Raw genomic sequence first — 25,701 nt, forward strand, 5'->3', positions numbered from 1 at the left:
CGCGCAAAGGAAATTATGCATTACTAGTATCTCGTGCTCCATCTACCTTTAATCCGCAGCCACGCTGCATCAACCATCCTCCAAATATGTTGATCCTGCCGGGCTCCAACGCCCTGTCCGCATTCCGTAGCCAACGCCTGTTAACTCAACTGCAAGCCGCGCTGCCTGCCGTCGCCGCCGTCCAGGCGCGCTATGTCCACTTCATCGATGCCGCCGCGCCGCTATCGGCCGACGACACCAGCCGCCTCGGCGCGCTGCTGACCTACGGTGAGCCGGCCCACGCCGACAACACCGATGGCGCGGTCGAAGAGTTCTTCGTCATTCCGCGCTTCGGTACGATCTCGCCGTGGGCCTCCAAGGCCACTGACATCGTCCACAACTGCGGCATGGCGCACATCAAGCGCGTCGAGCGCGGCATTGCGTTCCGCATCAATCTGAAGACCGGCATCTTGGGCAGCAGCATCGGCGCCGCCAAGAAGCTGTCGGACGAAGAAGTGCCGGCCGTCGCCGCGCTGCTGCACGACCGCATGACGGAATCGGTGCTGCGCCATCCCGACGAAGCCGCAGGCCTGTTCCGCACGCTGGAAGCGAAGCCGCTGGAATCGGTGGACGTGATCGGCATGGGCAAGGCAGCGCTGGAAAAGGCCAACACGGACCTGGGCCTGGCGATGTCGGACGACGAGATCGAGTACCTGGACGCCGCCTTCACCAAGGCCGGCCGCAACCCGACCGACGTTGAGCTGATGATGTTCGCGCAGGCGAACTCGGAGCACTGCCGCCACAAGATCTTCAACGCCGATTGGACCATCGACGGCGTCGCTCAACCGAAGTCGCTGTTCGGCATGATCAAGAACACCCACCAGCTGCAGCCGAAAGGCACCATCGTCGCCTACAGCGACAACTCGTCGATCATGGAAGGCGCGGAAGTGATGCGCTTCTTCCCGCAGGGCGACGCGCACCAGTACGCGCCGACCACCGAGTTGACGCACACGCTGATGAAAGTGGAAACCCACAATCACCCGACCGCGATTTCGCCGTTCCCTGGCGCCTCCACCGGCGCCGGCGGCGAAATCCGCGATGAAGGCGCGACCGGCCGTGGCGCCAAGCCGAAGGCTGGCCTGACCGGCTTCACCGTGTCGAACCTGATGCTGCCGGGCGCCGTGCAAGCATGGGAAAACGACGCTGACGTCACCGCGCCGGTGGCGGACTACCGCAACAGCGGCAAGGCCTACGGCAAGCCGGATCGCATCGCCTCGGCGCTGCAGATCATGATCGAAGGTCCGCTGGGCGGCGCCGCGTTCAGCAATGAATTCGGCCGTCCGGTACTGGGCGGTTACTTCCGTACCTACGAACAGAATATCGGCAAGCAGTTCGCCGGCGCGCACGACACCGTGTTCGGCTACCACAAGCCGATCATGATCGCGGGCGGCATTGGTAACATCTCCGGCCAGCACACGCACAAGAACGACATCCCGGTCGGCAGCCTGCTGGTGCAGCTGGGCGGTCCTGGCATGCGCATCGGCATGGGCGGCTCGGCCGCTTCGTCGATGGCGACCGGCACCAACACTGCGGACCTGGACTTCGATTCGGTCCAGCGCGGCAATCCGGAGATGGAACGCCGTGCGCAGGAAGTCATCAACGGCTGCTGGCAGCTGGGCGCCAACAATCCGATCATCTCGATCCACGACGTGGGCGCCGGCGGCCTGTCGAACGCCTTCCCGGAGATCACCAACGACGCCAAGCGCGGCGCGATCTTCGATCTGCGCAAGATCCCGCTGGAAGAAAGCGGCATGGCGCCGAAAGAAATCTGGTCCAACGAATCGCAGGAGCGCTATGTGCTGGCGATCTCGCCGGACAGCCTGCCTATGTTCAAGGCGCTGTGCGAGCGTGAGCGCTGCCTGTTCGCCGTGGTCGGCACCGCGACCGAAGAACGTCAACTGAAGCTGATCGATCCTGAGCTGGGCAACGAGCCGGTCGACATGCCGATGGACGTCCTGCTGGGCAAACCGCCTAAGATGCAGCGCGACGTGCATCACGTGCAAAACGAATTCCCGGCGATCGACCTGACCGGCATGGACCTGGAAGAAGCCGCCAAGCGCGTGCTGCTGCTGCCTACCGTCGGCGACAAGTCCTTCCTGATCACCATCGGCGACCGTACCGTGGGCGGCATGTCCGTGCGCGACCAGATGGTCGGTCCATGGCAGGTGCCGGTGGCCGATTGCGCCGTCACCGCGATGAGCTTCGAAGGCTACCTGGGCGAGGCGATGGCGATGGGCGAGCGTACCCCGCTGGCCGTGATTAACGCCGCAGCGTCGGGCCGCATGGCCGTCGCCGAGGCGATCACCAACATCGCCGCCGCGCCGATCAAGGATATCTCCGACATCAAACTGTCCGCCAACTGGATGGCCGCCTGCGGCCAGCCTGGCCAGGATGCAGCGCTGTTCGACACCGTCAAGGCAGTCGGCATGGAACTGTGCCCGGCGCTGGGCATCAGCATCCCGGTCGGCAAGGATTCTCTGTCGATGCGTACCACCTGGAAGGATGAAGGCGACGCCAAGGCTGTCACCTCGCCAGTCTCGCTGATCGTCTCGGCCTTCGCGCCAGTGCACGACGTGTGCAAATCGCTGACCCCGCAGATCAAGACCGATGCCGGCGACACCGCCATCATCCTGATCGATCTGGGCCGCGGCAAGAACCGCCTGGGCGCATCCGCGCTGTCGCTGGTCATGGGCCAGCTGGGCAACGAGACGCCGGATGTGGACAGCCCTGAAGACCTGAAAGCCTTCTTCACCGCGATCCAGCAACTGAACAACGACGGCAAGCTGCTGGCCTACCACGACCGTTCCGACGGCGGCCTGTATGGCACGCTGACCGAGATGGCCTTTGCCGGCCGTGCGGGCCTGTCGATCAACCTCGACATCCTGACGCTGGAACAAGGCCACGGCGCCGACCAGGGCGACGCCAAGAACTGGGCCGGCCAGATCGCCGAACGCCGCAACGAGCAAACCCTGCGCGCGCTGTTCTCCGAGGAGCTGGGCGCTGTGATCCAGGTTCGCGCCGAAGAGAAGTCGCTGGTGATGGACGTGCTGCGCACCTTCAACCTGGGCGCATGCAGCCATATCATCGGCAAGCCGAACGACCGTGGCGTGATCGAGTTCACCCGCGACGCCAAGATCATCTACGCCAAGCCGCGTTCGGAACTGCACCGTCTGTGGAGCGAGACCAGCTGGCGCATCGCCCGCCTGCGCGACAACCCGGCCTGCGCCGATGCCGAATACGACCGCATCCTGGACGAAACCGATCCAGGCATCACGCCGAAGATCACCTTCGACCTGACCGAGAATGTGGCCGCGCCGTTCCTGGCGACCGGTGTGCGCCCACGCGTGGCGATCCTGCGCGAGCAGGGCGTCAACTCGCACATCGAGACCGCATACGTGATGCACCAGGCAGGCTTCAACGCTGTCGACGTGCACATGAGCGACCTGATTGCGGGCCGGGTCAAGCTCGATGACTTCCAGGGCATCATCGCCGTCGGCGGCTTCTCGTACGGCGACGTGCTGGGCGCCGGCGAAGGCTGGGCCAAGACGATTCTGTTCAACGCCGCGCTGGCCGAGCAGTTCGCCCGCTTCTTCGCGCGCACCGACAGCTTCGGCCTGGGTGTCTGCAACGGTTGCCAGATGATGAGCAATCTGAAGTCCATCATCCCTGGCGCGCATGCGTGGCCTAAGTTCACCACCAACAAATCGGAGAAATTCGAGGCGCGCTTCGCGATGGTGGAAGTGCTGGACTCGCCGTCGATCTTCTTCAACGGCATGGCAGGCACGCAGACCGCTATCGCCATCGCCCACGGCGAAGGCTATGCGGACTTCACGCAGACCGGCAACATCAACGAGGCTGTGGCAGCGATGCGCTTCGTCGACAACCGTGGCGCCGCCACCGAAGCCTATCCGTACAACCCGAACGGTTCGCCGCAAGGCCTGACTTCGGTGACGACGGCCGACGGCCGCTTCACCGTGATGATGCCGCACGCCGAACGCGTATTCCGCTCGGTGCAGCAGTCGTGGCACCCGGAATCGTGGGGCGAGGATTCGCCTTGGATGCGCATGTTCCGCAACGCGCGCAAGTTCGTTGGGTAAGCAAGCTAAGTAAGGTAAGTGAAGGCCGGAGCGATCCGGCCTTTTTTTATATCCAGCCCAGCACGCCGCCGAAGACTGCCAGCGCCAAGCCGACACCGGCAGCCAGCGTGGCCACTACGGCGATCTGCCGCTTCAGCGACGTTATGTCGTGCACCCAGTAGGCGACCACGAAGAAGGGCAGGTAGCCGATCAGCCAGATCAGCCAGGGCGCGCCCAGGTTCCACGCCGGCCATTCCCACACCAGCGCGCCGATGTGGTTCAGCCAGACTTCCACGCCCACGCACAGCACCGAATTGACGACGGCCAGCAGCCAGCGGTTGTTGATGCCGGCGATCTTCAGCTTGCGGTCGGCGGGTAGCGTGCGCGCCGCGTACAGCCCCATGACGGCGAACATGAAACTGATCTCGATGTTCAGGCCGATCAGCAAGACGTAGGCCGAACCGTTCGGTGTGCTCCAGGCCGGCGCGAAGCCGGAGAAGTGGAATAGCAGGCCGTTCCAGATCTCGTTGACCCAATCCATCAGCCAGAACGCCAGGCCCGCCAGCACCACGTTCCAGCGCCTGGCTGCGGCCTGTTCGCCGTAGGCGTGTATCACCAGCAAAAGCAGCGGAATGACGTACCACTGGAAGTGCGATGCGTTGCGGACCAGTTCCTGGGCTTGTGCTGCGGATGCTGCGATCATGGTTTGCTCCCGTGGTGAAGATGAAACGATTCTATGCAAGGGATGCGTTGCTGGCTTGACAAGGCAGGACATATTTTTTGACAATTCAGGCCATGAAGAAAACCCCTCCGGCCATTCCTGGCACCTACGTCCGTATGCTGTTCGATTACCTCGAAGGGCAGGGCTGCGCCGCTGCGGCGGTCTTGGGAGAGTCTGCGCCGGCGGTGGATGCTGGTGGGCCGTCCTATTCTGCGTATTTCGGCGATCGTGACCGCCCATTTCGGCGCATCGTGACCGCTGCACAGCGCGCGGTGTTGCGCGCCGAAACTCTAATGCATGCGGTCACGATGAGGTGCATTTTTCAATATTTTTAGCCCGGTTCGGTAGCGTTACTGCGTAACGGCGCAGTTCTGAAATATGCCTCCCATTCAGGGGAGTCCAGCACGATGTCGTTGGCGATGCGTTCGTCCTCGGCGGCGATGAGGCGCTCGACGATTTCGCGTTTAGGGACGCAGTAATGCCTTGCCAGGCGCGTCAGCGCCAGTTCGAGGCGCGTCCCGATCCACAGGTTCAGTCTGCGCTCGCCCTCGCCGCTGTCAGCGAACGGGCGGCGTGCCCGGTATTGCGCTTGCCTTTGTGCTGCCGTTTTAGCCATGTATGTCCCCTTTATGTGTGCCATACGTGGTCGCGTCCAGCCCGATCGATTCTACCCAGTTGGTCACGATGCGCGAATACTGGCGGGTCGACAAATGCGGCGAATCGCTTACTCGGCTGGGAAACAAATACGCGCTCCCAGCCAATTGGCGCTGGTCCATCCAGGCGAGCAAGGACTGCCGGGTTTGCTCCGTGATCTCGAACTGGACAGGCCGACTTGTCTTGCGCTGCATAACGATCGCGCGGTGGAAGACGCTTCTGCCCTGTGCAATGTCTTTGACTTGTAAGCTGACCAGGTCGCAGCCGCGCAACTTGCTGTCGATGGCCAGGTTGAACAACGCGAGGTCCCGCAAGTGTTCGGCTAGCTGTAGTCGAATGCGTATCGCCCATATTTCGCGCAGCTTCGGGGGGAGCTTCTGTCCGACCAAACGCCCCTTATTCCAAGGTCCGCGATTTTCTGTTTTGCAGGCGGTAGAATTCATGAGAACTCCGTCGTTGAGGAGTCCCATTGTGGTCGTTCTGTCGGACGCGATTCGTCAAAGGGAATTGCTTGCCAAGTGAGCAACAAACGCCGTACACTGAGACGTGTCGACCGGCCGAGATCGGCCACAACCGGACTTTGCTACTTCACGCAGGACCACCGTATAGAGCATCACTCCGCCAGCGAAACGAACGTATGAACCTCAGAAGAAAAATCCAGGAAATTGTCGGTAGTCCGTACCGAGATGCCTTGTTTTACAACTTCCCAGGCGGGCTACGTTTTGAGTTATCGGACGGCGGCAGTCCGCTCGACCAAGCGCTAACGGCGCTGCGTAAGGCAACTGCCATTTGCAATGACGTTTTTGGCGGCGAAGAAAAAATACTCGTCCATTTAGAAACCTTCGCTCCCGCGTCCTGTTTCGGGTTGCGAAAAATGCTTTGCGAGCTTCGCATAGCCGGGATTGTCGTCCCAAGGGTCAGAGACGTTTGGCTGGAAGCAGAGTACCAAACAGACGAGGTGAACGAAAGTGGCCCTTGGGTAAGCGCCGCTTTTGAAATTCCAACAGCCAAACTACAAAATCTGCTTTGGTGTGCCGTCACCGCGGACTTCGGGGCGTCGTTACGACCGAACAAAAACCAGTCTTCACTGCAACTAAGCAGCACTGGTATAAGGATTGAGGTTTAAATGGATGCACACTTGATTTTCGATGAATTTAAAATTGCCCTTCCGCAGGACATACATGAGGTTGTTAGCTACTTCTCGAAGCCAAAGCATAGACGCGGCCACATTGACATCTTACGAACGAACATTCTGATCAAGGCGACGGAAGCCGGTGTCAAGCTTCATATAAGTACACAGCTTACCGACCCGGGGAGCGATTCTCACAAATGGCTTGTGTACTTAAACGACGTAAAGGTCGGGAAGATTGTTCAAAAAGGGATTCGAGAGTATGACGAACCAAGGCGTTGTCCAGCCTGCGGTACGGAAAAAGACGACTGGAAACCAAAGGTAGGGCGAACGGTCGAGGACGGCGTGGTGATTAAGCCGGCCATCCCCCAAGATGGTACTCGCGCCCACGACGTGGTTAGCGCCGCTGTTTGGAAAAGGGTTTTTGACAAGGTCTTCGCTGAATTTAAAATACATTTCGAAAACTATCACGCCCCTGTTTTGGCCGCTTCTCATCTAGCAGCCGATGCGGCAATAGCGCCCCCGGGGGATAAAGCGGTTAAAAAAAATGCGCGAAATCCGAACATGACCCCCATTCAAAAGTTCGAAAAATCAATACGCGCCGTTGGCTCATCGACTGAATACGATTCAAATATCGGGCCGGCGACGTCCGGCGATCGGCGCACGTGCAAACAGTGTGAAGAGCTCCAGGCCCATCATAGTTTGAGATATAGAGTACTTATCGCAAGCAACCAGCGAGACGAGAAAAGATTTATAGGGCATCAGTATTACAAGTATAGAAAGCACGCTGATATCATTACTAAGTTTCGTATCCTTGATGTGGTGAAAGGGATACGCAAGCAATTAAAAAGCCGCGAATACTTGGACGCGTCTAATCAGTACACACCTGAATTTCAGTTTTTGACACTAATAGCGCACGGTGGGCCCAAGCGTCGTGACTTTTTCAAGGCTATCGCGAAAACGGCTTTTGAGTATGCCGGTAGCCATGCGCTCATAAACGAGTCTTCGAGTCAATGAGCGGGGAATCGGAGTGATCAACTTGGCATTACTAGGCATTATTCGACGCTGGCACATTCGCGAGCAGATCCCATTGAGAGAGATTGCCAGGCGCTTGGGCATCTCCAGAAACACCGTCCGACGCTACCTGCGCTCGAGCTCATGGCGCCGAAAGATGTTTATTGGCCTCGCGATAACTGAGCGCTGAAAGCCGGTGTTTTTCTTTTGATGTAAATGCGCGGACCGCATCGGCATCATGGCGGGCATAATCCCTCAATGCCCAGCCGATTGCCTTTTGTATGAAAAATTCTTTTTCGTGCGCGAGCGTGAGAGAGTAATTGAATAGTCTTTCCACATCCACCTTGTCGCGCCAACCTAATTGATGCAATAAGGCGATCCGGCGCACCCACATATCGTTATGTTCGATAGCCTGGTCCATTCCATCATGGCGATAACGCAGAACATCGCCGATTACCGCAGCCAGCGCATCGACTGTATCCCACCACGATTTACTCTGGACCAGCTCCAGCAGATCGGGAATATGCACCAACTCCAATTGTTTCCAGTGCATTGCCAGCAGATCGATTGCGACGTATTGATATTCCCTTTGCGGAAACTCCCATAATGCGCGCGCATAAAGAATTAAATTATCCGCGCCTGTGCCTTTTAATTGCTGGAGCAAAGGCTTGGCGGCCTGCCGTCGTTGCGGCGTGCCGATGCCCAGGAAATCGAACTGGTCGCGCATGTAGGCGCGCATGGCTGGAGCGCGCCCGGGCGTTGTGGCATGGGCTAGGGCGGTGCAGAGTGCGGTGTGGAATTCAGGAGTCATCGTTGGCCAGTATAGATGATTTTGCGTGTGGCCCCTTAGATATGCCAGAACTTGGCACGTATTTGCCAGATTCTGGCTTGCGGTGGGCAAAAGAAACGGCGAGTGCTACGTCGCCGGTCAAATAAAAAAGCGCCTCAGGAGGCGCTTTTTTGGGAAGAGCGGAAGTCCGGCTTATTGGACTTTGGCTTTCTTGGTCAGCTCGTCGCGGAAGGCGGCGATTTTACGCTGTTGCAGTGCTTCAGCAATCTGGCCTTTGACTTCTTCAACTGCCGGCAGTTTGGTGGCGCGGGATTCTTCCAGTTTGATCACGTGATAACCGTACTCGGTTTTAACCGGGGTCTGGGTGATCTCGCCGTTTTTCAGGGCGATCATCGCATCGGCGAAAGGTTTTACCAGTTTGCCTGGAGCCATCCAGCCCAGATCGCCGCCGTTATTAGCCGAACCGTCTTTCGATACTTTGGCCAGTTCTTCGAATTTGCCGCCGGCTTTCAGCTTGGCGATAATATCCTTGGCTTCCTGTTCGGTTGCGACCAGGATATGACGCGAGTGATATTCTTTCTCGCCCATGGCAGCTTTATACTTGTCGTATTCGGCTTTGATTTCGGTGTCTTTAATCGGGTTCTTTTTAACGTAGTCAGCCAGCATCGCGTTGATGATAATGCTTTGACGTGCGTTTTCGATTGCTGCTTTAACTTCAGGCTTGGTGCCGAAACCTTGTTTGTCCGCTTCCTGGATCATGACTTCGCGACCGATCAATTCTTTCTTGACCATTTCACGCAGTTGCGGGCTGTCAGGCTGTTGGCCTTGTGCGACCACTTGCTTGACCATCTGGTCTACTTTAGCGGCAGGAATAGCCTTGCCATTGACGGTCGCGACGTTTTGCGCGAATACCGGGGCTGCGACAACAGCAATCAGTGCTAACAACAGGCGGGTTGGCTTCAACATCATTATTAAATCCTATAAAAAAACAAGAAATCGCACTCGGGCGGTGCATTGTACCAACGCAAAATCAAAAACGGCGCCCCGCAGGGCGCCGCCTCATTCATAACATTACTGCACTTTTGCTTTCTTGACCAGTTCTTCCTGGTAGGCTTGCAATTTCTTCTGGGCCAGTGCTTCCGCAACTTGCGGTTTGACTTCTTCCAGGGTCGGCAGTTTGGCTGCGCGGATGTCGTCCACTTTGATCACGTGGAAGCCGTTCGGGGTTTGAACTGGCTTCTCGGTGACTTGGCCTTTTTGCAGGCCGACGAAGGCTGCCGAGAACGCTGGTGGGTAGGACGAAGGTACTGCCCAATCCAGATCGCCGCCATTTGCTGCGGAACCGGTGTCTTTCGACGCTTTTGCCAGTTCTTCGAACTTGGCGCCGCCTTTGATCTTGGCGATGACGTCGTTCGCTTCAGCTTCGGTTGCCATCATGATGTGGCGGACATGGTATTCCTTGTCGCCGTTCTGTGCCACGAAGCGGTCGTATTCAGCCTTGATGTCGGCATCCGAAACCGGGTTCTTCTTCATGTAGTCGCCGACCAGCGCGTTGACGATGATGGCCTGGCGGGCGTTTTCGATTTGCGTCTTGACCGCTGCATCTTTACCGAAACCTTGTTTTTCCGCTTCCTGCATCATCACTTCGCGGCCGATCAGGTCTTTCTTGATCAGTTCGCGCAGTTGAGGCGAGTCCGGCTGCTGGCCTTGGGCAACGACTTGCTTGACCACAGCGTCAACGCGCGAGGTTGGGATGGCTTTGCCATTAACTACGGCAACGTTTTGAGCGAAAGCAGGTACGGCGGCAACGGCGAGAAGTGCAATCAGCAAACTGGCTGGCTTGAAAGTCATTATTAATTCCTGTAAGGGGAAAGTTTTAGCGAAATTGCCTGGGCAGGAGTTGGATCTGCTATCTGTCTTTGTGTTCAATTATTTTGAAACCGATAGCGACCGCTCCCCGACCAAGCGCTACATCATACTTCGGACGGAGCCAATGCGGTAATGGCCAATGCATGAATTTCTTTATGCATCATATCGTGCACGGAATCATACACGAGTCGATGTCTTGTGACGAGTTTGAGCCCCTCGAATTGTAACGAAACAATTCTAACGTTGTAATGACCCCCACCCGAGGCCGCACCGGCATGGCCGGCGTGCAGGGCGGAGTCGTCGTCCAGCGTCAGTTCCATGGGCGCCAGGGCGGCCTGGAAGCGGCTGCGCATACGCTCCATGCGGTCGTCTGTATTGATTTCGCTCATGCTTCATCCTTCATGTGGCGCGACAGGTAGATGGTTTGACCGACGATAAACACAAACATGATGCCGGTGGCGCCAAACGCCTTAAAGCTGACCCAGGAGCTGGTGTCGCCTTTAAACCAAACGAAGGCGACATACCAATTCAGGAATCCCATTGCCGTATGGAAGCAGATCCAGGCCCAATTCAAGCGGCTCCAAACCTGGTCCGGCAATTGAATGATTTCCTCCATCGACTTGCGCATCAGATTCTTTTTAAAGACGAACTCGCTAATGAACAGGCCCAGTGCGAATGCCCAATAGAAAATGCTGAGTTTCCATTTGATGAAATCTTCGTCGTGCAGGTAGATCGTCATGCCGCCGAAGACGACGAACATGAACAAAGAGAACCACAGCACTGAATCAACCTTACCGTTTCGTAATTTGGCGTAGGTGATTTGCAACGCGGTGGCGATAATGCCGACCAGCGTCGCGATGACGATAGGGGACTGATCCGCCGTCACCGAGCCGCCGGAGACGATGCCGCTGAGATAGGTGTTAATGAAGTGCTGGGCCGCTTCCGCATTCCAGCCCGTCAGCTTGTAGGCAACAAAGAACAGCAGCAGCGGGATCAGGTCGAACAGAAATTTCATGTTGTCTCAGGCGTTATTGTGGGTCGAAGCGCAGCGAGGCCGAATTGATGCAATAGCGCAATCCGGTTGGAGGAGGGCCGTCCGGGAACACATGGCCCAGATGGGCGTCGCACACCGCGCAAATGATTTCGGTGCGCAGCATACCATGGGTACGGTCGGTTTTTTCGATGACATTGGCGGGATCGAGCGCTTCGAAGTAGCTCGGCCAGCCGCAGCCGGAATCGAATTTGGCGTCGGAACGAAACAACGGCGTGTCGCAGCACACGCAGGTGTAGATGCCGTGTTCGTGATGATCCCAGAACTTGCCGGTGAAAGCGCGTTCGGTGGCGGCGTGGCGCGTGACTTGGTATTCCATAGGGTCCAGCATGGCGCGCCATTCGGCGTCGGATTTGGTGACTTTATTGCTCATGGCTTAGTGCTCGCTTAAGAAGAACAGCTTACTTCGAGATGGCTTGCCCAGTCCGGCGGCAAGGCTGCATATTGATCGTGCTCAGGCTGTTCGTCGTATGGGCGCTGCAAAACTGACAGCAATCGCTCCACCTCAGTAAAGTCCTTATTTTGCGCTTTTTCAATGGCAATTTGCGCCAGGTAATTACGCAGCACGTATTTGGGGTTGACCTTGTTCATCGCAAGCTGGCGGACGCCGTCGTCGCTGGCTTCGGCCTGCAGGCGCGCGCGATACTGCACGGCCCATGCATCGAAGGCCGGGCGGTCGATGAAGAGGTCGCGCAAGGGTTCGTCGCCGCTGGCGTCGGCCATCTTCAACCCGCCCAGGCGGCGGAAGAAGAGGGTGAAATCGACGTGGTTGGCATCCATTAGCGCGAACATGGCGTCGAACAGCGTGCGGTCGGCATCGGCATGCTGTTCCAACCGGGACAAGCCCAGCTTGGCGTGCAGCAGTTCGTCCATCTTGGCGGCGAATGCCGGTTGGTAGACGTCCAATGCGGCCTGCGTTGCCTCGACCTCGCCGATCAGCGGCAGCAGGGCCTGGCCGAGGGCGTAGCAATTCCAGTGGCCGACCTGCGGCTGGTTGGCGTACGAGTAGCGCCCCTGCTGGTCGGTGTGGTTGCAGATGTGGTCGGAATCGAAGGCTTCCATGAAGCCGAACGGGCCGTAGTCCAAGGTCAGGCCGAGGATGGACATATTGTCGGTGTTCATGACGCCATGCATGAAGCCGACAGCCTGCCAGTGGGCGATCATGTGCGCCGTGCGGCGCGTCACCTCCGCCAGCAAAGCCTGGTAAGGATTGCCTTCGTCGCGCAACGCCGGATAAAAGCGGTCGATGACGTAGTCGGCGAGGATTTTCAGCTCGTCGTTCTTGTTGCGGTAGAACCAGTGTTCGAACGAGCCGAAGCGCACGAAGGTGGGCGCCATGCGCACCACGACGGCGGAGGTTTCCACGGTTTCACGCATTACGCCCTGGTCCGAGCCCGCCACCGACAGCGCGCGCGAGGTCGGGATGCCGAGCCCATGCATGGCTTCAGAGCACAGGAATTCACGGATCGACGAGCGCAGCACCGCGCGGCCATCGCCCATGCGCGAGTAGGGTGTCAGGCCTGCGCCTTTCCATTGCAGCTCCATTGGCCCCTCGGCGGTGGCGACATCGCCGAACAGCATGGCGCGGCCGTCGCCCAGCTGGCCGGCCCATACGCCGAACTGATGGCCGGAATACACGGCGGCCAGCGGCAGCGCGCGCTCCGGCGCGGCATTGCCGATCAAAACGTCGAGGCTGTCGGCCAGTTGCGCAGGCGTCAGCCCGACCAGCTCGGCGGCCGGCGCGCTGACGGCGACCAGATACGGCGCGGGCAGCGGCGTCGGCATCAGGCGGGTGTAAAAGGCGGGCGGCAGGGACGCGAAGGAATTGTCCAGCGGCAGTTTAGAGGCAGTAATGGCAGTTCCCGTTTCTGAATAAGCCCTTAGAGGGCGCAAGCCTGCGATTTTACCGCAGCACGGCCATGCCGCAGTGCAGCATCGAAATGCATTGACGCTCCTTGCCCGGGCATTCCAAACTCGTTCATATAAAATCAACTTTTCCCGGAGCTTGCATGTATCCCCAGAGTCCGCTGATGGGCCAGATGATGAACCAGCCCTTGCTGGTTTCCAGCATACTGGACTTCGCCGCCAGGCACTACGCCAACAGCGAGATCGTTTCGCAGCGGGTCGAAGGCGACCTGCACCGCTACACACTGCGCGAATGCCAGCAGCGCAGCAAACGCCTGGCCAACGCCCTGCATGGCTTGGGCGTGCGCATGGGCGAACGCGTCGCCACGCTGGCGTGGAACGGCTACCGCCACCTGGAAGCCTACTACGGCGTATCCGGCTCGGGCGCCGTGCTGCACACGATGAATCCGCGCCTGCATCCCGAGCAACTGGCCTACATCTGCAACCACGCCGAAGACCAGTACCTGATGTTCGATTTCTGCTTCCTGCCGCTGGTGGAAGCGTTCGCACCTTTGTGCAAGACCATCAAGGGCTACATCCTGCTGGGTGCGGCGGACCGCATGCCAGCCGAGACGAGGATACCCAACCTGCTGTGCTACGAAGACCTGCTCAACGCCCATTCCCCAGATTACACATGGCCGCTGTTCGACGAGAACGCCGCCTGCACGCTGTGCTACACCTCCGGCACCACCGGCAATCCCAAGGGCGCGCTGTACTCGCACCGTTCGACGGTGCTGCACGCCTACGCGTCGGCGCTGCCGAACGTACTCAACGTGTCCTCGCGCGACACGGTAATGCCGGTCGTGCCCATGTTCCACGTCAACGCGTGGGGGCTGCCGTATTCGGTGCCGCTGTCGGGCGCGAAAATGGTGTTCCCCGGCCCTGCGCTGGACGGCAAGTCGGTCTACGAATTGATGGAGAAGGAAAAGGTCACGTTCTCGGCCGGCGTGCCGACCGTGTGGCTGGGCCTGATCAACTACGCGATGCAGAACAAACTGAAGTTCTCGACCTTCCGCCGCACGGTGATCGGCGGTTCGGCCTGCCCGCCCGCGATGATGAACGCGCTGATCGACGAGTTCGGCGTGGAGGTGATCCATGCCTGGGGCATGACGGAAATGTCGCCGCTGGGCACTGCCGGCGGCTTGCTGACCAAGCATCTGGAATTGAGCAAGGAAGAACAGCGCAAGATCCTGCAAAAGCAGGGCCACGGCATCTACGGCGTCGACATGAAGATCACCGACGACGACGGCAAGGAACTGCCGTGGGACGGCGTCAGCTACGGCCATCTGCTGGTCAAGGGCCCGTGGATCATCTCGCGCTACTTCAAGGACGAAGGCGGCGACGTGCTGCAGGACGGCTGGTTCCCGACCGGCGATGTCGCCACCATCGACGAAGACGGCTACATGCAGATCACCGACCGCAGCAAGGACGTCATCAAGTCCGGCGGCGAATGGATAGGCACCATCGACCTGGAGAACGTCGCCATGTCGCACCCGGCGGTGATGCAAGCCGCCTGCATCGGCGTCGCCCATCCCAAGTGGGACGAGCGTCCCCTGCTGGTGGTGGTGCTGCGGCCGGGGCAGGAAGTCAGCCGCGACGACTTGCTGGCCCACTTCCACGGCAAAGTCGCCAAATGGTGGTTGCCGGACGACGTGGTATTCACCGATGCCTTGCCGGTGGGCGGCACCGGCAAGATCCAGAAAAACAAACTGCGCGAGCACTACAGGAACTACCGCCTGCCCACCGCATAAAGCCGCCTTATTTTCTGGCGGCTGGATGCAGCGCCATCGGCAGCTCCGGCAAAAGCAACAGCACCAGCAGTCCCAGCCCGACCAGCAAGGTGCCGGCGCCGAAGATATTGCCGATGGCGTGACGATAGACTTGCGCCGTCGCCGCCTGGCCGTGCAGTTGATGGGCCAGGATGGCGCCCGAGCCGGTAACGCCGACCAGGCCGCCCAGCGAACGGAAGAAGGCCAGCATCGCGGTGCCGACGCCGCGCCGCGAGGCGGGCAGGGCGTTCTGCACCGCCATCGTCATATTCGGCATCACCAGGCCCAGGCCTGCGCCGAGCACGAACATGGCCGGCTCCATCACCAGATAGCCCGCCGACCCGGCGATGCCCCAGGCCAGCACACCGAACGACGCGGTCGCCAGGCTCAGCCCCAGCAGCTGCGCCGGCTTGTAGCGTCCGCCCGACCTGGCCAGCACGCGTCCGTTCAGCGACGACGAGATCACCAGGCCCACCATCATCGGCACCGTCAGCAGGCCGGAGTTGGCCGGGCTGGCGCCCATCACCATCTGGAACAGCAGCGGAAAGAACACGCTGGAGCCCATCATGCCGACGAAGGTCAGGGCCAGCACCACGCTGGCGACGTTGAACACGCGGTTCTGGAACAGGTCCGGCGGCAGCACCGGCTCCGGCACGCGGCGCACATGCCACAGCAGCGCGGCCGTCAGCACCGCCGCCAGCGCGCTCAGGTATTTCACTTCGCTGCCATCCCACGGCCATTCGGTGCCGCCCAGCGCCAGCACCAACAGCGCCGCCGTCACCGCGGCGGTCATCAGCACCGAACCCAGGTAATCGATCTTGTGCTCGCGGTGCGGGCTGTTGTGATGCATGGACTTGGAAATGACATACAGCGCCGCCGCGCCCACCGGCACGTTGACGTAGAAGATCCAGTGCCACGACAGCCAGTCCGTCAACAGGCCGCCCAGCACCGGGCCCAGCACGCTGGTGGCCGCATACACGGCGGCGATGCTGCCCTGGCGCTTGCCGCGTTCGGCCGGCGGTATCAGATCGCCGATGACGATCTGCGCCAGCGGCAGGAAGCCGCCCGCGCCCAGGCCCTGAATCGCGCGGAAGACGATCAGCTCGACCATGTTCTGCGCCAGGCCGCACAAGGCCGAGCCGGTCAGGAAGATGACGATGGCGGCGTACAGCAGCGGCTTGCGGCCGTACTGGTCGCTCAGCTTGCCGTACAGCGGCATGGTGGCGGTCGACGCCAGCACATAGGCCGTCACCACCCACGACAGATGGGCCATGCCGCCCAGGTCGGAGACGATGCGCGGCAGCGCCGTGGCGACGATGCTCTGGTCCAGCGCGGCCAGGCCGATCATGATGACCAGGCCCATGTAGATGGCGCGGATTTCCCTGGCCGTGGCCGGCGCGCCTGCGCCAGGGATAGAGGTAGGGGTAGGAGTACTCATTCGCCGACCTCGTTCAGGTATTGGATGGCGTGGCGCAGCGCCTGCGCGCCTTCCGGTGGCAGCTGCGCCAGCTTGCGGGCCAGCCAGTCCAGGCGGCGGCTGCGGATGTCTTGCAGCACGGCCGCGCCTTGCTCGGTCAGCAGCAGGCCGACGCGCCGGCGGTCCTCGGGATTGGGCGTATCGCGCCGCACCAGGCCGGCGTTTTCCAGCGCCTTGATGTGGCCGCTCATGGTGGGGCCGCGCAGCTTTTCCATGCGTGCCAGCTCGGCCACGCCGATGCCGGGCGTCGTGCTGATGGCGGACAGCAGCAGCTTGTGCTGCAGCGACAAGCCGTGCGGATCGCTGTCGCCCTCCTGGCGGATGCGGCGGAACACGTGGTGCAGGGCGGTGCGCAAGTCGTCGGCCAGGGCGATGGCGTGCTTGGGGATGGGCGGTTCGGTGGGCATGGCGTTCTCATAAAATAGGTAGGCTACCTATCTATATTAAACCACGGCCAGCCGCTTTTCAAGGCAAAAAAAAGCCCGGCGAACCGGGCTGAGGGAGGAAACGTCTGTTAAAGCTGCGGTTACTTGAGGGCGCCGAACACCTTGCCGATCAGCTTGCTGCCGGCGCCGAGCGGATCGGCGCGGATGGCTTTTTCTTCCTCGCCTATCATCGTGTACAGGCCGTCCAGCGCGCGCTCGGTGACATAGCCTTCGACCGTGGCCTGGTCCTTGGCCAGCACGCCCAGCTTGGGCGCCATCGCCATCGCGGTGTTGTACTTGTTGGCCAGGTCCGAACGGTCGGTGACTTTCTTCACGATCGGCAGGAACTGCACCGCCAGTTTCGGCGACGTCTTCTCGCGGAAGAAGTCCGTCACCGAGGTGTCGCCGCCGGTCAGGATGTTCTTGGCGTCGGTGACGCTCATCGATTTGACGGCATCCATCAGCAGCGGCTTGGCCATCGGCACGGCGGCCTCGGCCGCGTGGTTCATCTGCACCACCAGATCGTCGAGCTGCTGGCCCTTGCCGGTCATCTTCAACAGCGGACGCGCCTGCTCCAGGATTTTCGGCAGCGGGATGCGCACCTTCTCGTTGTTCAGGAAGCCATTCTCCGCACCCAGCTCGGACACGGCCAGCGACGAGCCTTTTTCCAGCGCCGCCTTGAGGCCGCCGGATGCATCCTGGTTGCTCAGATCGGCCAGCGATAGCGCATAGGCGCTGGCCGCGGCCAGCGTCAGGGGAAGCAACAGGGCGACGGCGCGGCGGGACATGAGCATGGTGGACCTCCAGGTTGGCACGGCCGGCGGCCGCCGGCATGATGCTACTGTACCCCAGCGCCGTTCATGCCGCCAGTGCCGGCAACTCCCGCGCCAGGCGTTGCAGCAGCCGGTCGCATTCGAAGACGCTGAGCGTCTTGTGGCTGCCGTCTTCGCCTTCGATGTCGATCACTTCGTCCATCTCGCCGCGCGGATCGCCTTCCACATTCGGGTTGCGCAGCATCTTGGGGGCGGCGAAGCGGCGGCTGTCGTTGACCGTCATGATGTTCTCGACCGCGTCCACCATCAGCCCGTATAAATCCTCGCCGCGTTCGACGATCAGGATCTTGGCTTGCTCCAGCTTGTCCAGCACCGGCATATGGTACAGCTGGCGCAGGTCGATCACGCTGATCATCTGCTGGCGCAGGTTCAGCATGCCGCGCATGAAGGCAGGCATGCCGGGCGGCCGCGTGATGTCGCCGGAAAAATCGATGATCTCGCGCACCTGCTTGATCTCCAGCGCATAGGTGCTCTCCAGCGCGAAGGTGATGTAGACCTGGCGCTGGCCCTGTTTCGGATCGCGCGCCGCCTTGATGGCTTCGTCCTTTGGATACAGGTTGGCGTGGCCGGCGCGCATTTCCTTGATCTCGTTGCTGCTGAAGATTTCACGGTGGTTGAGGAAGATGATGTCGCCCAGCTCCGGCTTGGCGATGCAGCCGCCGAACATGCCGGCGCGCGCCTTGCTCAGCAGCGGAATGGCCATCACTTCCTCGCTGTAGAAGTTGACGATGTTGTCGACCGAGTCGACCAGGAAGCCGATGGTGGCGTCGTCGATGCGGGCGATGACGATGCGCTGGTCCGGCAGGAACTGGCGCTCGGCCTGCGCCGCCTGCGCCGGCGCGGCGTTGAGCAATGTGTTGAAATCGACCACGGCCACCTGGCTGCCGCGGAAGTTGATGCGGCCCAGGCACAGCGAGCTGTTGAGCACCGAGGCTTGCAGCTCCGGCACGCGGATGATTTCCTGGATCGCGCTCATCTCGAACGCGAACGACGCGCCGGCGACGCGGAAGCTGACGCACTGGCGCCGTTCGCCCTGGTTGCGGCGCGCCGTCTGCCGGTGCGCGCCCTGCAGCGCCAGCACCTGCGGCACGTTCTCGATGCGCACCAGCGCCGCCGGATCCAGCACCTGCAGCAGGCGGGCGCCGTCGTCGAGCAGGATGGTGCCGGCCACCACGCCGTGGGCGTCGCCGTTGGCATAGCTCAGCGTGCTGCGCTGCTCGGGGCGCACGCGCAGGATCTCGCCGGTCGTGTCGAACGATATGCCGACCAGCACGCCCTGGAAATCCAGGATGGCGATCTTGTCGCTGGCCTCGGCCGCGCGCGCCTCGGGCCGGAACACGCGGCCCAGGTTGACCACCGGGATCACCGTGCCGCGCAGCGTGAACACGCCTTCCAGGAAGGCCGGCGACAGCGGCAGGGCGCTGATCCGGGCCGGAAAGTTGACCACTTCGCGGATGCAGATCGCGGGCAGCGCGAACTCTTCGCCGCCCAGCACGAAGGAGCCGAACAGTTCGGTGACGGAGGTGGCGGCGTTGCTGCTAGTGGCGGGCATGGAGCTGGTCCTCTGCGGTGGCGATGATGTCGGTGACGGCGTAGCTCTGGGTGGCGCAATCGATGGTCAGCGTGCGGCCGCACTTGCCGCCCAGCCGGCAGTAGCTGACGTTGAGGCCGCATTGGCGCAGGTATTTGTGGGCGGCTGCGGCGTTTTGCTGACCCACCTGCAAGCGCGACGAATGACGCTGGAACATATGGGCGCCGCCGGCGACCACCACTTCGATATCGGGGTAGTCGGCTTCGGTCGCGCCCATCAGGCGCAGCAGCGAGGGCACGGCCTGGCTGACATAGCGGGCGCCGATCTCGCAGTCCTGCCCCGGCGCCTCCGGCAGCAGGCAGTGGGCCAGGCCGCAGCAGCCGCGCTTCTTCCACAGGAAGGCGATGCCGACGCAGGAGCCCAGCAGCGCTTGCAGCTGGTCGGTGCGCACGCCTATCTTCAGTTTGCCCATCGGGACTTGCTGGCATTGCGGCGCGGGCGATGCGTTCAAGGCGCTGCGTGCGAAGGGCTGATCGATGCCGCTGCCGGCGATTGTTGTGGCTTCCATGGTGGCACTACCCCGATTTTTCCATCGTATAAATCATCGGCCGTTCGAAATGATAGGCGGTGTCGAGGCCACTGATCGATTCGGATTCGCCCAGGATCAACCTGGAGTGGGGCGCCATGCTGTGGCGGGCTTGCTTCAGTACGGTCTCCTGGTGCTCCTGATCGAAGTAGATCAGTACGTTACGCAGGAACACGAGATCGAACTGCTTGTGCGGCTTGAGTGGAGTGAGCAGGTTGTGTTGGGCCAGCTCCACGTTTTTTTTAAGGGCATCGACCACTTGCAGGCCTTTGCCGCTGGGCTTGAAGTACTTCTTCACCCAGTCCGGATGCGAAGCGTGGATGCGCTCGACCGAGCGTCCAGTGTATTCGCCCGCGCGCGCCACCGCAAGAATCTGCTGCGAAATATCGGTGGCGTGTATCTGATACGCGAATCCCGGGTGCGATTGCTGGAATTCTTCGCACAATATTGCCATCGAGTACAGCTCCTCGCCGCTGGCGGCGGCGGCCGACCACACCTTGAGCCGCTGGCCCTGGTTCGCCTGCCACCACTGCGGCAGGAACTCCTGCTCCACGTAGTCCCAGACCTGCGGCGTGCGGAAGAACAGCGTGTCGTTGGTCGTCACCAGGTCGATGAAGTGCGGAATCTCGGCCCGGTCCTGCTCCACCTTGTCCAGATAGGCCTGGTAGCTGCCGATCTCCAGCGCCTGCATGCGCGGCCGCAGGCGCCGCTCCAGCAAGATGCTTTTGCGCTCCGTCATCGCGATGCCTGTGTGCTTGCGCACCAGCGCGATGAGGGCGCTCAGCGTTGCTGGGCTCAGTCCGGCGCTGGCGCTCATCGTCACACCACGAAGCCGGCCACGGTTTTATTCAGATCGCCGGCGCGCTGGTTCAAGCCTTCCGTCGAGCGGGCGATGCTGTCGCAGGCGGCGGCCGATTTCTCGGCTTCCTCGGCGATGTACTGCACGGCGGTGCTGACTTCGCGCGCCGTCAGCAGCTGCTCGTTGGTGGCGGTGGAGATGTCCGAGATCGCCACGGTGGTCTTGGCCACGCCGGCGACGATCTTGTCGAAGGCGTCGCTGGCCTGGCGCGAAATCTCGCTGCCGGCCGAGACCCGCTTGACCGACTCGTTGATCAGCTTGGAGATTTCCTTGGTGGCCTGCGACGAGCGCTCGGCCAGCTTGCGCACTTCGTCGGCAACCACCGAGAAGCCCAGGCCGTGTTCGCCGGCGCGGGCGGCCTCGATGGCGGCGTTGAAGGCCAGCATATTGGTCTGGTTGGCGATCTCGCTGATGACCTTGACGATTTCGCCGATGTCCTCGGACGAACGGTTGATCAAGTCCATCGCCTCGATCGACTTGGCCACCGCCTTGGCGCCGGCCTCGGCCTCGTGCTGGGTGGCCTTGGCCAGGGAGTCGGCGTCGTTGGTGTTCTGGGCGATGGTGTTGATCGAATTGGTCAGGCCATCGATGGAGGCGTTCATTTCCTCCACGGTCGCGCCCAGCGCCTGGGTGCCCACGGCGACGCCGTTGGAGCGCTCGGCGATGGTGGTCGAGGCGTCGGCAAAGCCGTTGGCCGAGGCCACCACCTCGCCGATGACCTTGCGCAGGTCGGCGATCATCTTGCCTATCCCCTGGGCCAGATGGTCCAGCGGCTCGTCGCCATCGGCGATGACCTTGCTGGTCAGGTCGCCCGACGCCGCCCGGTCGACCGATTCGAGCAGGCGCTTGATCTTGGCGCCGTCGGCCTCGGCCTGGGCCGCCACCGAGTTTTCCAGGTTGACCTGGTCGGTGATGTCGCTGGCGAACTTGACGACTTTATACGGTCTGCCGTTCAGATCGAGCACGGGATTGTAGGTGGCTTGTATCCATATGGTTTTGCCATTATTGCCGATTCGCTTGTAGCGGCCACCATCGAATTCGCCGCGGTTTAACTTTTGCCAGAGTCGTTTATATTCCGAGCTATTCGCGTATTCCGGATCGCAGAACATGCGGTGGTGTTCGCCCTTGATGTCTTCCAGGGTATAACCCATGGTACTAAGGAAATTATCGTTAGCATTCAGGACATGGCCGGCCATATCGAATTCAATCACCGCCTGGGCCTTGGAGATGGCGGCCACCTTGCTTTCGTACTCGGCGTTCTTGATCTTGCTGTCGGTGATGACGGTGGCGAACTTGATGACCTTGTAGGCATTGCCTTCAGCGTCGATGATGGGGTTGTAGGAGGCGCTGATCCACACCTCGCGGCCGCCCTTGGCGACCCGTTTGTACTCGCCGCAGTCGTACTCGCCGCGCCCCAGGCGGGCCCATAAGTCCTTGTATTCAGGAGTCTTTACGTATTCGGGATCGCAAAAGATCGAGTGGTGCTTGCCCTGGACTTCCTCCAGTGTGTAGCCCACCGTCTTCAGGAAGTTTTCGTTGGCGTGCAGGATGGTGCCGTCGAGGGAGAACTCGATCAGTGCCTGCACCCGGTTCAGCGCGGTATTAATGGCTTGAATATCAAGATCTTGTGATTTGATTACCTGGCTATGCGCGTCCATAATAAGGTCCTGTTATATTTTGAGAGAATTATTTGAGGGGAAATGTTAATCGTAATTCAATTGAATGTATTTTTCCGCTGCCGGGAATCTGTAAGCATTATTTATCCGGATTCGAAACGAACACAAGGATCCTATTTGTTATTTTTTAGCCGCTGTACTTAATTTGCCACGGGGAATTAATATGGGTGTGAGTATTGGTGAGAATTTCGCTTATTTAAAAAGCGCTATCGCGGCATTCAAAAGTGCTGGGTGAAACGGCAAGTTTGCCAGGCTGTCCAGCGTGCCTTCCTGTACCATGCCGTAACGCCCTTCAAAAAAATAATACGACCGTTCTTTTATGCGGTATAGTAGGCGGGCTGAGATTCCCACCAAAAACATAAGGAAGAGACATGACTGCTGAATATCAAGTCCACGGCACCGTTGCCGTCATCACGCTGAACAATCCGCCGGTCAACGGCCTGGGCCTGGCCACCCGCACGGCGGCGGTCAAGGGCATCCAGCAGGCGCTGGCGGACGACGCCGTCAAAGCCATCGTCATCACCGGCGCCGGCAAGGCCTTTTCCGGCGGCGCCGACATCAAGGAATTCAATTCGCCGAAAGCGTTGACCGAGCCCAGCCTGCACACGCTGATCGCCACCGCCGAAAGCTCGACCAAGCCGGTGGTTGCGGCCATCCACACCGTCTGCATGGGCGGCGGCCTGGAGCTGTCGCTGGGTTGCCACTACCGCGTGGCGATGCCGGGCGCGCAGATCGCGCTGCCGGAAGTCAAACTGGGCCTGCTGCCGGGCGCAGGCGGCACGCAGCGCCTGCCGCGCGTGCTGGGCCTGGAAATGGCGCTGAACATGATCGTCTCCGGCACGCCGGTGCTGTCCGACAAGCTGGCCGGCACCGCGCTGTTCGACCAGGTGTTCGCCGCCGATGCCGACCTGGTCAGCTCCGCGGTGGCGTTTGCCGAGCAGATCGCCGATGCGCGTCCGCTGCCGAAAGTGCGCGACCGCAAGGTGGACTACCCGAACCATGAAGCCTTCCTGCAATTCTCGCGCAACACCGTCAAAGCCATGTCCGGCCCGTTCCCGGCGCCGCTGGAATGCGTGGAAACCGTGGCCGCCTCGGTGACGATGAAATTCGAAGACGGCATGAAGTTCGAACGCGAGCGCTTCCTGCACCTGATCCAGACCACCGAATCGAAAGCGCTGCGCCACGCCTTCTTCGCCGAGCGCGTCGCCAGCAAAGTGCCGGACGTGCCGGCCGATACGCCGACCCGCGCCATCAAGCAGGCCGCCGTGATCGGCGCCGGCACCATGGGTGGCGGCATCGCCATGAACTTCCTTAACGCCGGCATCCCGGTTGTCATGCTGGAAACCAAGCAGGAGGCGCTGGACAAGGGCCTGGCCACGATCCGCAAGAACTACGAAAACACCATGAAGAAGGGCAAGCTGACGCAGGAGAAGTTCGACCAGCGCATGGCCCTGGTCAGCGGCACGCTGGCCTACGAGGACATCGGCCAGGCCGACATCGTGGTCGAGGCCGTGTTTGAGGACATGGGCGTCAAGGAGACCGTGTTCCGCAAGCTGGATGAAGTGATGAAACCGGGCGCGATCCTGGCCTCCAACACGTCGACGCTGGACTTGAACCAGATCGCCGGCTTCACCAAGCGTCCGCAGGACGTCATCGGCACCCACTTCTTCTCGCCGGCCAACGTGATGAAGCTGCTGGAAATCGTGCGCGGCGCGCAGACCGGCAAGGACGTGCTGGCCACGGCGCTGGCGTTGTCGAAAAAACTCAAGAAGACCGGCGTGGTCTCGGGCGTGTGCGACGGCTTCATCGGCAACCGCATGATCGAGCAGTACAGCCGCCAGGCCGGCTTCCTGCTGGAAGAGGGCGCGCTGCCGGAGCAGGTCGACAAGGCGGTCGAGAAGTTCGGCTTCGCCATGGGCCCGTTCCGCATGGGCGACCTGGCCGGCAACGACATCGGCTGGGCCATCCGCAAGCGCCGCTACGTGGAGAAGCCGGAAATCAGCTACTCCAGGACCGCCGACCTGCTGTGCGAAATGGGCCGCTTCGGCCAGAAGACCGGCGCCGGCTGGTACGACTACAAGGCGGGCGACCGCAAGGCGTATCCGAACGAGCAGGTCAACGCCATGATCGTGCAGCATTCGGCCGACATCGGCGTGGCGCGCCGCAAGATCAGCGACCAGGAAATCGTCGAGCGACTGGTGTACTCGATGGTCAACGAAGCGGCGCACATCCTGGAAGAGGGCATCGCCCTGCGCGCGTCGGACATCGACATGGTCTACCTGACCGGCTACGGCTTCCCGCTGTTCCGCGGCGGCCCGATGTTCTATGCCGACACGGTCGGCTTGCCGAACGTGCTGGCGGCGATCAACAAGTACGCCCAGGGCCACCAGGGCGGCGCGTGGAAACCGGCGCCGCTGCTGGTCAAGCTGGCCGCAGAGGGCAAGGGCTTCAATAGCTGATCGTTCACTGCTGTCTGAAAAAGCTCACACGCACAAAAATTTTTCGTTGCGTGTGAGCATTTCTCTCCAATTGTCGCTATAATTTCTTCAAACCAGCAGCACTTTCTTCGAAGCCCTAAAAAACGGTTCGAGTCGCAGCGTGAAGTACACGTTACAACCCAACTCATTTTTAGAGGCACACATGAAACGCATCATCCTTGCCGCAGCATTGGCATACGCGGCAATCTCCTCAGCCCAAGCAGTCCGCATCGACAGCCTGTTCAACACCGGCATCGGCGCGAACGGCAGCGGCGACACCCATTACAGCCTGAACGCAGCCAGCAGCGATACCGTCATCGGCAACACCGTGCCTGTGATCACGCTCGACAACGTGTGGCCGATCAGCCCCTGGCTCGCCAACGACGGCGTATCGAAATGGATCACGCCGACCGCCTCGCAAGGCCAGAGCTTCGACGCCTTCAGCGCCGGCACCTATACCTACACGCTGAGCTTCGACCTGAGCGGCTACAACGCCGCCAGCGCAGCCTTCAGCGGCCGCTTTGCCGCCGACAACGACGCCGTGGTCAAGCTGAACAACCAGGTCATCGCCAGCGGCAGCGGCTTTACCGACTGGACCGCGTTTGCCGCAGGCAGCGGCTTCCAGGCCGGCGTCAATACTTTGCAATTCGTGGTTGGCAACTGGGCGCAGAACGGCGGCAATCCGACCGGCCTGCGTGTGGAGTTCCTGTCTTCCGACGTAGCGGCGGTTCCTGAACCGTCGAGCTACGCCATGTTGTTGGCCGGACTGGTCCTGGTGGGGGTAGTGGGTGGTCGTCGTAAACAAGTTCGATAAATATTC

At 60.8% G+C, this 25,701-nt stretch carries 23 protein-coding genes and 2 pseudogenes; 8 read left to right on the top strand and 17 right to left on the bottom strand.

What is annotated here, in order from left to right; genetic code table 11:
* The first annotated feature begins 86 nt into the window (after positions 1-86).
* Complete coding sequence (gene purL, locus DUGA2_RS00730) at positions 87-4,136, top strand: phosphoribosylformylglycinamidine synthase (protein WP_070266628.1); 4,050 nt, start codon at positions 87-89, stop codon at positions 4,134-4,136.
* 46 nt (positions 4,137-4,182) lie between these two features.
* Here the strand turns inward: purL and DUGA2_RS00735 are convergent, their stop codons facing one another.
* Positions 4,183-4,818 (bottom strand): hypothetical protein, encoded by a 636-nt coding sequence (locus DUGA2_RS00735; RefSeq protein WP_070266629.1) that lies wholly within the window; start codon positions 4,816-4,818, stop codon positions 4,183-4,185.
* 92 nt (positions 4,819-4,910) lie between these two features.
* Between DUGA2_RS00735 and DUGA2_RS00740 the strand changes: the two genes are divergently transcribed.
* Positions 4,911-5,171 (top strand): hypothetical protein, encoded by a 261-nt coding sequence (locus DUGA2_RS00740; protein ID WP_070266630.1) that lies wholly within the window; start codon positions 4,911-4,913, stop codon positions 5,169-5,171.
* Here the strand turns inward: DUGA2_RS00740 and DUGA2_RS00745 are convergent.
* Together DUGA2_RS00745 and DUGA2_RS00750 are read right to left on the bottom strand one after the other, a co-directional pair.
* Entirely contained in the window at positions 5,168-5,452 is a 285-nt protein-coding gene (locus DUGA2_RS00745; protein WP_070266631.1) for a hypothetical protein, read from the bottom strand. The two genes, DUGA2_RS00740 and DUGA2_RS00745, sit on opposite strands and share 4 nt — an antisense overlap.
* A 13-nt stretch (positions 5,453-5,465) precedes the next feature.
* Positions 5,466-5,933 (bottom strand): annotated as a pseudogene (locus tag DUGA2_RS00750) (tyrosine-type recombinase/integrase); the annotation flags it as partial.
* Between the two features lie 194 nt (positions 5,934-6,127).
* Here DUGA2_RS00750 and DUGA2_RS33280 point away from each other — a divergent pair.
* The 3 genes and pseudogenes from DUGA2_RS33280 to DUGA2_RS32370 form a co-directional block, all read left to right on the top strand.
* Positions 6,128-6,616: a hypothetical protein gene (locus tag DUGA2_RS33280; RefSeq protein ID WP_141753148.1), complete on the top strand. Its 489-nt coding sequence runs from the start codon at positions 6,128-6,130 to the stop codon at positions 6,614-6,616.
* A complete protein-coding gene (locus DUGA2_RS00755) occupies positions 6,617-7,636 on the top strand; it encodes a hypothetical protein (protein ID WP_070266632.1) in 1,020 nt (339 codons plus the stop codon).
* Between the two features lie 13 nt (positions 7,637-7,649).
* Positions 7,650-7,778, top strand: a pseudogene (locus DUGA2_RS32370) (helix-turn-helix domain-containing protein); the annotation flags it as partial.
* On the opposite strand, the gene DUGA2_RS00760 reads toward DUGA2_RS32370, so the two are convergent.
* From DUGA2_RS00760 to DUGA2_RS00790, 7 genes are all read right to left on the bottom strand, one after another.
* Positions 7,776-8,444, bottom strand: a complete 669-nt coding sequence (locus DUGA2_RS00760; RefSeq protein WP_070266633.1) for a DNA alkylation repair protein — start codon at positions 8,442-8,444, stop codon at positions 7,776-7,778. The pseudogene DUGA2_RS32370 and the gene DUGA2_RS00760 overlap by 3 nt on opposite strands.
* 171 nt (positions 8,445-8,615) lie before the next feature.
* On the bottom strand, positions 8,616-9,392 hold the full coding sequence (locus DUGA2_RS00765; protein ID WP_008448367.1) for a peptidylprolyl isomerase: 777 nt from the start codon (positions 9,390-9,392) through the stop codon (positions 8,616-8,618).
* A gap of 102 nt (positions 9,393-9,494) precedes the next feature.
* Entirely contained in the window at positions 9,495-10,274 is a 780-nt protein-coding gene (locus DUGA2_RS00770) for a peptidyl-prolyl cis-trans isomerase (RefSeq protein WP_008448369.1), read from the bottom strand.
* 122 nt (positions 10,275-10,396) lie between these two features.
* Positions 10,397-10,681, bottom strand: coding sequence for a BolA family transcriptional regulator (locus DUGA2_RS00775; protein ID WP_070266634.1), 285 nt, complete (start codon positions 10,679-10,681; stop codon positions 10,397-10,399).
* Entirely contained in the window at positions 10,678-11,307 is a 630-nt protein-coding gene (locus tag DUGA2_RS00780; protein WP_070266635.1) for a septation protein A, read from the bottom strand. Before DUGA2_RS00780 ends, DUGA2_RS00775 begins: the two co-directional genes overlap by 4 nt.
* A gap of 13 nt (positions 11,308-11,320) precedes the next feature.
* On the bottom strand, positions 11,321-11,716 hold the full coding sequence (gene msrB / locus DUGA2_RS00785; protein WP_020703277.1) for a peptide-methionine (R)-S-oxide reductase MsrB: 396 nt from the start codon (positions 11,714-11,716) through the stop codon (positions 11,321-11,323).
* Positions 11,717-11,730: 14 nt separating this feature from the next.
* Positions 11,731-13,128, bottom strand: a complete 1,398-nt coding sequence (locus DUGA2_RS00790) for a YdiU family protein (RefSeq protein ID WP_070266636.1) — start codon at positions 13,126-13,128, stop codon at positions 11,731-11,733.
* A gap of 224 nt (positions 13,129-13,352) precedes the next feature.
* Between DUGA2_RS00790 and DUGA2_RS00795 the strand changes: the two genes are divergently transcribed.
* Entirely contained in the window at positions 13,353-14,999 is a 1,647-nt protein-coding gene (locus tag DUGA2_RS00795) for a 3-(methylthio)propionyl-CoA ligase (protein ID WP_070266637.1), read from the top strand.
* A 7-nt stretch (positions 15,000-15,006) separates the two neighbouring features.
* On the opposite strand, the gene DUGA2_RS00800 is transcribed toward DUGA2_RS00795, so the two are convergent.
* From DUGA2_RS00800 to DUGA2_RS00830, 7 genes are all read right to left on the bottom strand, one after another.
* Entirely contained in the window at positions 15,007-16,455 is a 1,449-nt protein-coding gene (locus tag DUGA2_RS00800) for an MDR family MFS transporter (protein WP_070266638.1), read from the bottom strand.
* On the bottom strand, positions 16,452-16,901 hold the full coding sequence (locus DUGA2_RS00805; protein ID WP_070266639.1) for a MarR family winged helix-turn-helix transcriptional regulator: 450 nt from the start codon (positions 16,899-16,901) through the stop codon (positions 16,452-16,454). Before DUGA2_RS00805 ends, DUGA2_RS00800 begins: the two co-directional genes overlap by 4 nt.
* 119 nt (positions 16,902-17,020) lie before the next feature.
* A complete protein-coding gene (locus DUGA2_RS00810; RefSeq protein ID WP_070266640.1) occupies positions 17,021-17,713 on the bottom strand; it encodes a DUF4197 domain-containing protein in 693 nt (230 codons plus the stop codon).
* A 64-nt stretch (positions 17,714-17,777) separates the two neighbouring features.
* Entirely contained in the window at positions 17,778-19,304 is a 1,527-nt protein-coding gene (locus tag DUGA2_RS00815) for a chemotaxis protein CheW (protein ID WP_070266641.1), read from the bottom strand.
* Entirely contained in the window at positions 19,291-19,851 is a 561-nt protein-coding gene (locus DUGA2_RS00820) for a chemotaxis protein CheD (RefSeq protein ID WP_070266642.1), read from the bottom strand. The genes DUGA2_RS00815 and DUGA2_RS00820 overlap by 14 nt, the downstream gene beginning before the upstream one ends.
* A 7-nt stretch (positions 19,852-19,858) precedes the next feature.
* On the bottom strand, positions 19,859-20,686 hold the full coding sequence (locus tag DUGA2_RS00825; RefSeq protein ID WP_070266643.1) for a protein-glutamate O-methyltransferase CheR: 828 nt from the start codon (positions 20,684-20,686) through the stop codon (positions 19,859-19,861).
* Between the two features lie 2 nt (positions 20,687-20,688).
* The gene (locus DUGA2_RS00830) at positions 20,689-22,386 is read right to left on the bottom strand and encodes a methyl-accepting chemotaxis protein (RefSeq protein ID WP_070266644.1); all 1,698 of its coding nucleotides are present in this window, start codon (positions 22,384-22,386) and stop codon (positions 20,689-20,691) included.
* 389 nt (positions 22,387-22,775) lie between these two features.
* On the opposite strand from DUGA2_RS00830, the gene DUGA2_RS00835 reads away from it, so the two are divergent.
* The gene (locus DUGA2_RS00835) at positions 22,776-24,863 is read left to right on the top strand and encodes a 3-hydroxyacyl-CoA dehydrogenase NAD-binding domain-containing protein (protein WP_070266645.1); all 2,088 of its coding nucleotides are present in this window, start codon (positions 22,776-22,778) and stop codon (positions 24,861-24,863) included.
* 181 nt (positions 24,864-25,044) lie between these two features.
* Positions 25,045-25,695, top strand: coding sequence for a PEP-CTERM sorting domain-containing protein (locus DUGA2_RS00840; RefSeq protein WP_070266646.1), 651 nt, complete (start codon positions 25,045-25,047; stop codon positions 25,693-25,695).
* Positions 25,696-25,701: the final 6 nt, after the last annotated feature.

Origin of the sequence: Duganella sp. HH101, assembly GCF_001758795.1 — a bacterium.
Classification (GTDB): Bacteria; Pseudomonadota; Gammaproteobacteria; order Burkholderiales; family Burkholderiaceae_D; genus Rugamonas; species Rugamonas rivuli.

What these genes read in the sequence shown, in the direction of transcription:
- purL (WP_070266628.1), top strand. Translation starts at nt 87, where the DNA reads ATGTTGATCCTGCCGGGCTCCAACGCCCTGTCCGCATTCCGTAGCCAA.
- DUGA2_RS00735 (WP_070266629.1), bottom strand. Translation starts at nt 4,818, where the DNA reads ATGATCGCAGCATCCGCAGCACAAGCCCAGGAACTGGTCCGCAACGCA.
- DUGA2_RS00740 (WP_070266630.1), top strand. Translation starts at nt 4,911, where the DNA reads ATGAAGAAAACCCCTCCGGCCATTCCTGGCACCTACGTCCGTATGCTG.
- DUGA2_RS00745 (WP_070266631.1), bottom strand. Translation starts at nt 5,452, where the DNA reads ATGGCTAAAACGGCAGCACAAAGGCAAGCGCAATACCGGGCACGCCGC.
- DUGA2_RS33280 (WP_141753148.1), top strand. Translation starts at nt 6,128, where the DNA reads ATGAACCTCAGAAGAAAAATCCAGGAAATTGTCGGTAGTCCGTACCGA.
- DUGA2_RS00755 (WP_070266632.1), top strand. Translation starts at nt 6,617, where the DNA reads ATGGATGCACACTTGATTTTCGATGAATTTAAAATTGCCCTTCCGCAG.
- DUGA2_RS00760 (WP_070266633.1), bottom strand. Translation starts at nt 8,444, where the DNA reads ATGACTCCTGAATTCCACACCGCACTCTGCACCGCCCTAGCCCATGCC.
- DUGA2_RS00765 (WP_008448367.1), bottom strand. Translation starts at nt 9,392, where the DNA reads ATGATGTTGAAGCCAACCCGCCTGTTGTTAGCACTGATTGCTGTTGTC.
- DUGA2_RS00770 (WP_008448369.1), bottom strand. Translation starts at nt 10,274, where the DNA reads ATGACTTTCAAGCCAGCCAGTTTGCTGATTGCACTTCTCGCCGTTGCC.
- DUGA2_RS00775 (WP_070266634.1), bottom strand. Translation starts at nt 10,681, where the DNA reads ATGAGCGAAATCAATACAGACGACCGCATGGAGCGTATGCGCAGCCGC.
- DUGA2_RS00780 (WP_070266635.1), bottom strand. Translation starts at nt 11,307, where the DNA reads ATGAAATTTCTGTTCGACCTGATCCCGCTGCTGCTGTTCTTTGTTGCC.
- msrB (WP_020703277.1), bottom strand. Translation starts at nt 11,716, where the DNA reads ATGAGCAATAAAGTCACCAAATCCGACGCCGAATGGCGCGCCATGCTG.
- DUGA2_RS00790 (WP_070266636.1), bottom strand. Translation starts at nt 13,128, where the DNA reads ATGCCGACGCCGCTGCCCGCGCCGTATCTGGTCGCCGTCAGCGCGCCG.
- DUGA2_RS00795 (WP_070266637.1), top strand. Translation starts at nt 13,353, where the DNA reads ATGTATCCCCAGAGTCCGCTGATGGGCCAGATGATGAACCAGCCCTTG.
- DUGA2_RS00800 (WP_070266638.1), bottom strand. Translation starts at nt 16,455, where the DNA reads ATGAGTACTCCTACCCCTACCTCTATCCCTGGCGCAGGCGCGCCGGCC.
- DUGA2_RS00805 (WP_070266639.1), bottom strand. Translation starts at nt 16,901, where the DNA reads ATGCCCACCGAACCGCCCATCCCCAAGCACGCCATCGCCCTGGCCGAC.
- DUGA2_RS00810 (WP_070266640.1), bottom strand. Translation starts at nt 17,713, where the DNA reads ATGCTCATGTCCCGCCGCGCCGTCGCCCTGTTGCTTCCCCTGACGCTG.
- DUGA2_RS00815 (WP_070266641.1), bottom strand. Translation starts at nt 19,304, where the DNA reads ATGCCCGCCACTAGCAGCAACGCCGCCACCTCCGTCACCGAACTGTTC.
- DUGA2_RS00820 (WP_070266642.1), bottom strand. Translation starts at nt 19,851, where the DNA reads ATGGAAGCCACAACAATCGCCGGCAGCGGCATCGATCAGCCCTTCGCA.
- DUGA2_RS00825 (WP_070266643.1), bottom strand. Translation starts at nt 20,686, where the DNA reads ATGAGCGCCAGCGCCGGACTGAGCCCAGCAACGCTGAGCGCCCTCATC.
- DUGA2_RS00830 (WP_070266644.1), bottom strand. Translation starts at nt 22,386, where the DNA reads ATGGACGCGCATAGCCAGGTAATCAAATCACAAGATCTTGATATTCAA.
- DUGA2_RS00835 (WP_070266645.1), top strand. Translation starts at nt 22,776, where the DNA reads ATGACTGCTGAATATCAAGTCCACGGCACCGTTGCCGTCATCACGCTG.
- DUGA2_RS00840 (WP_070266646.1), top strand. Translation starts at nt 25,045, where the DNA reads ATGAAACGCATCATCCTTGCCGCAGCATTGGCATACGCGGCAATCTCC.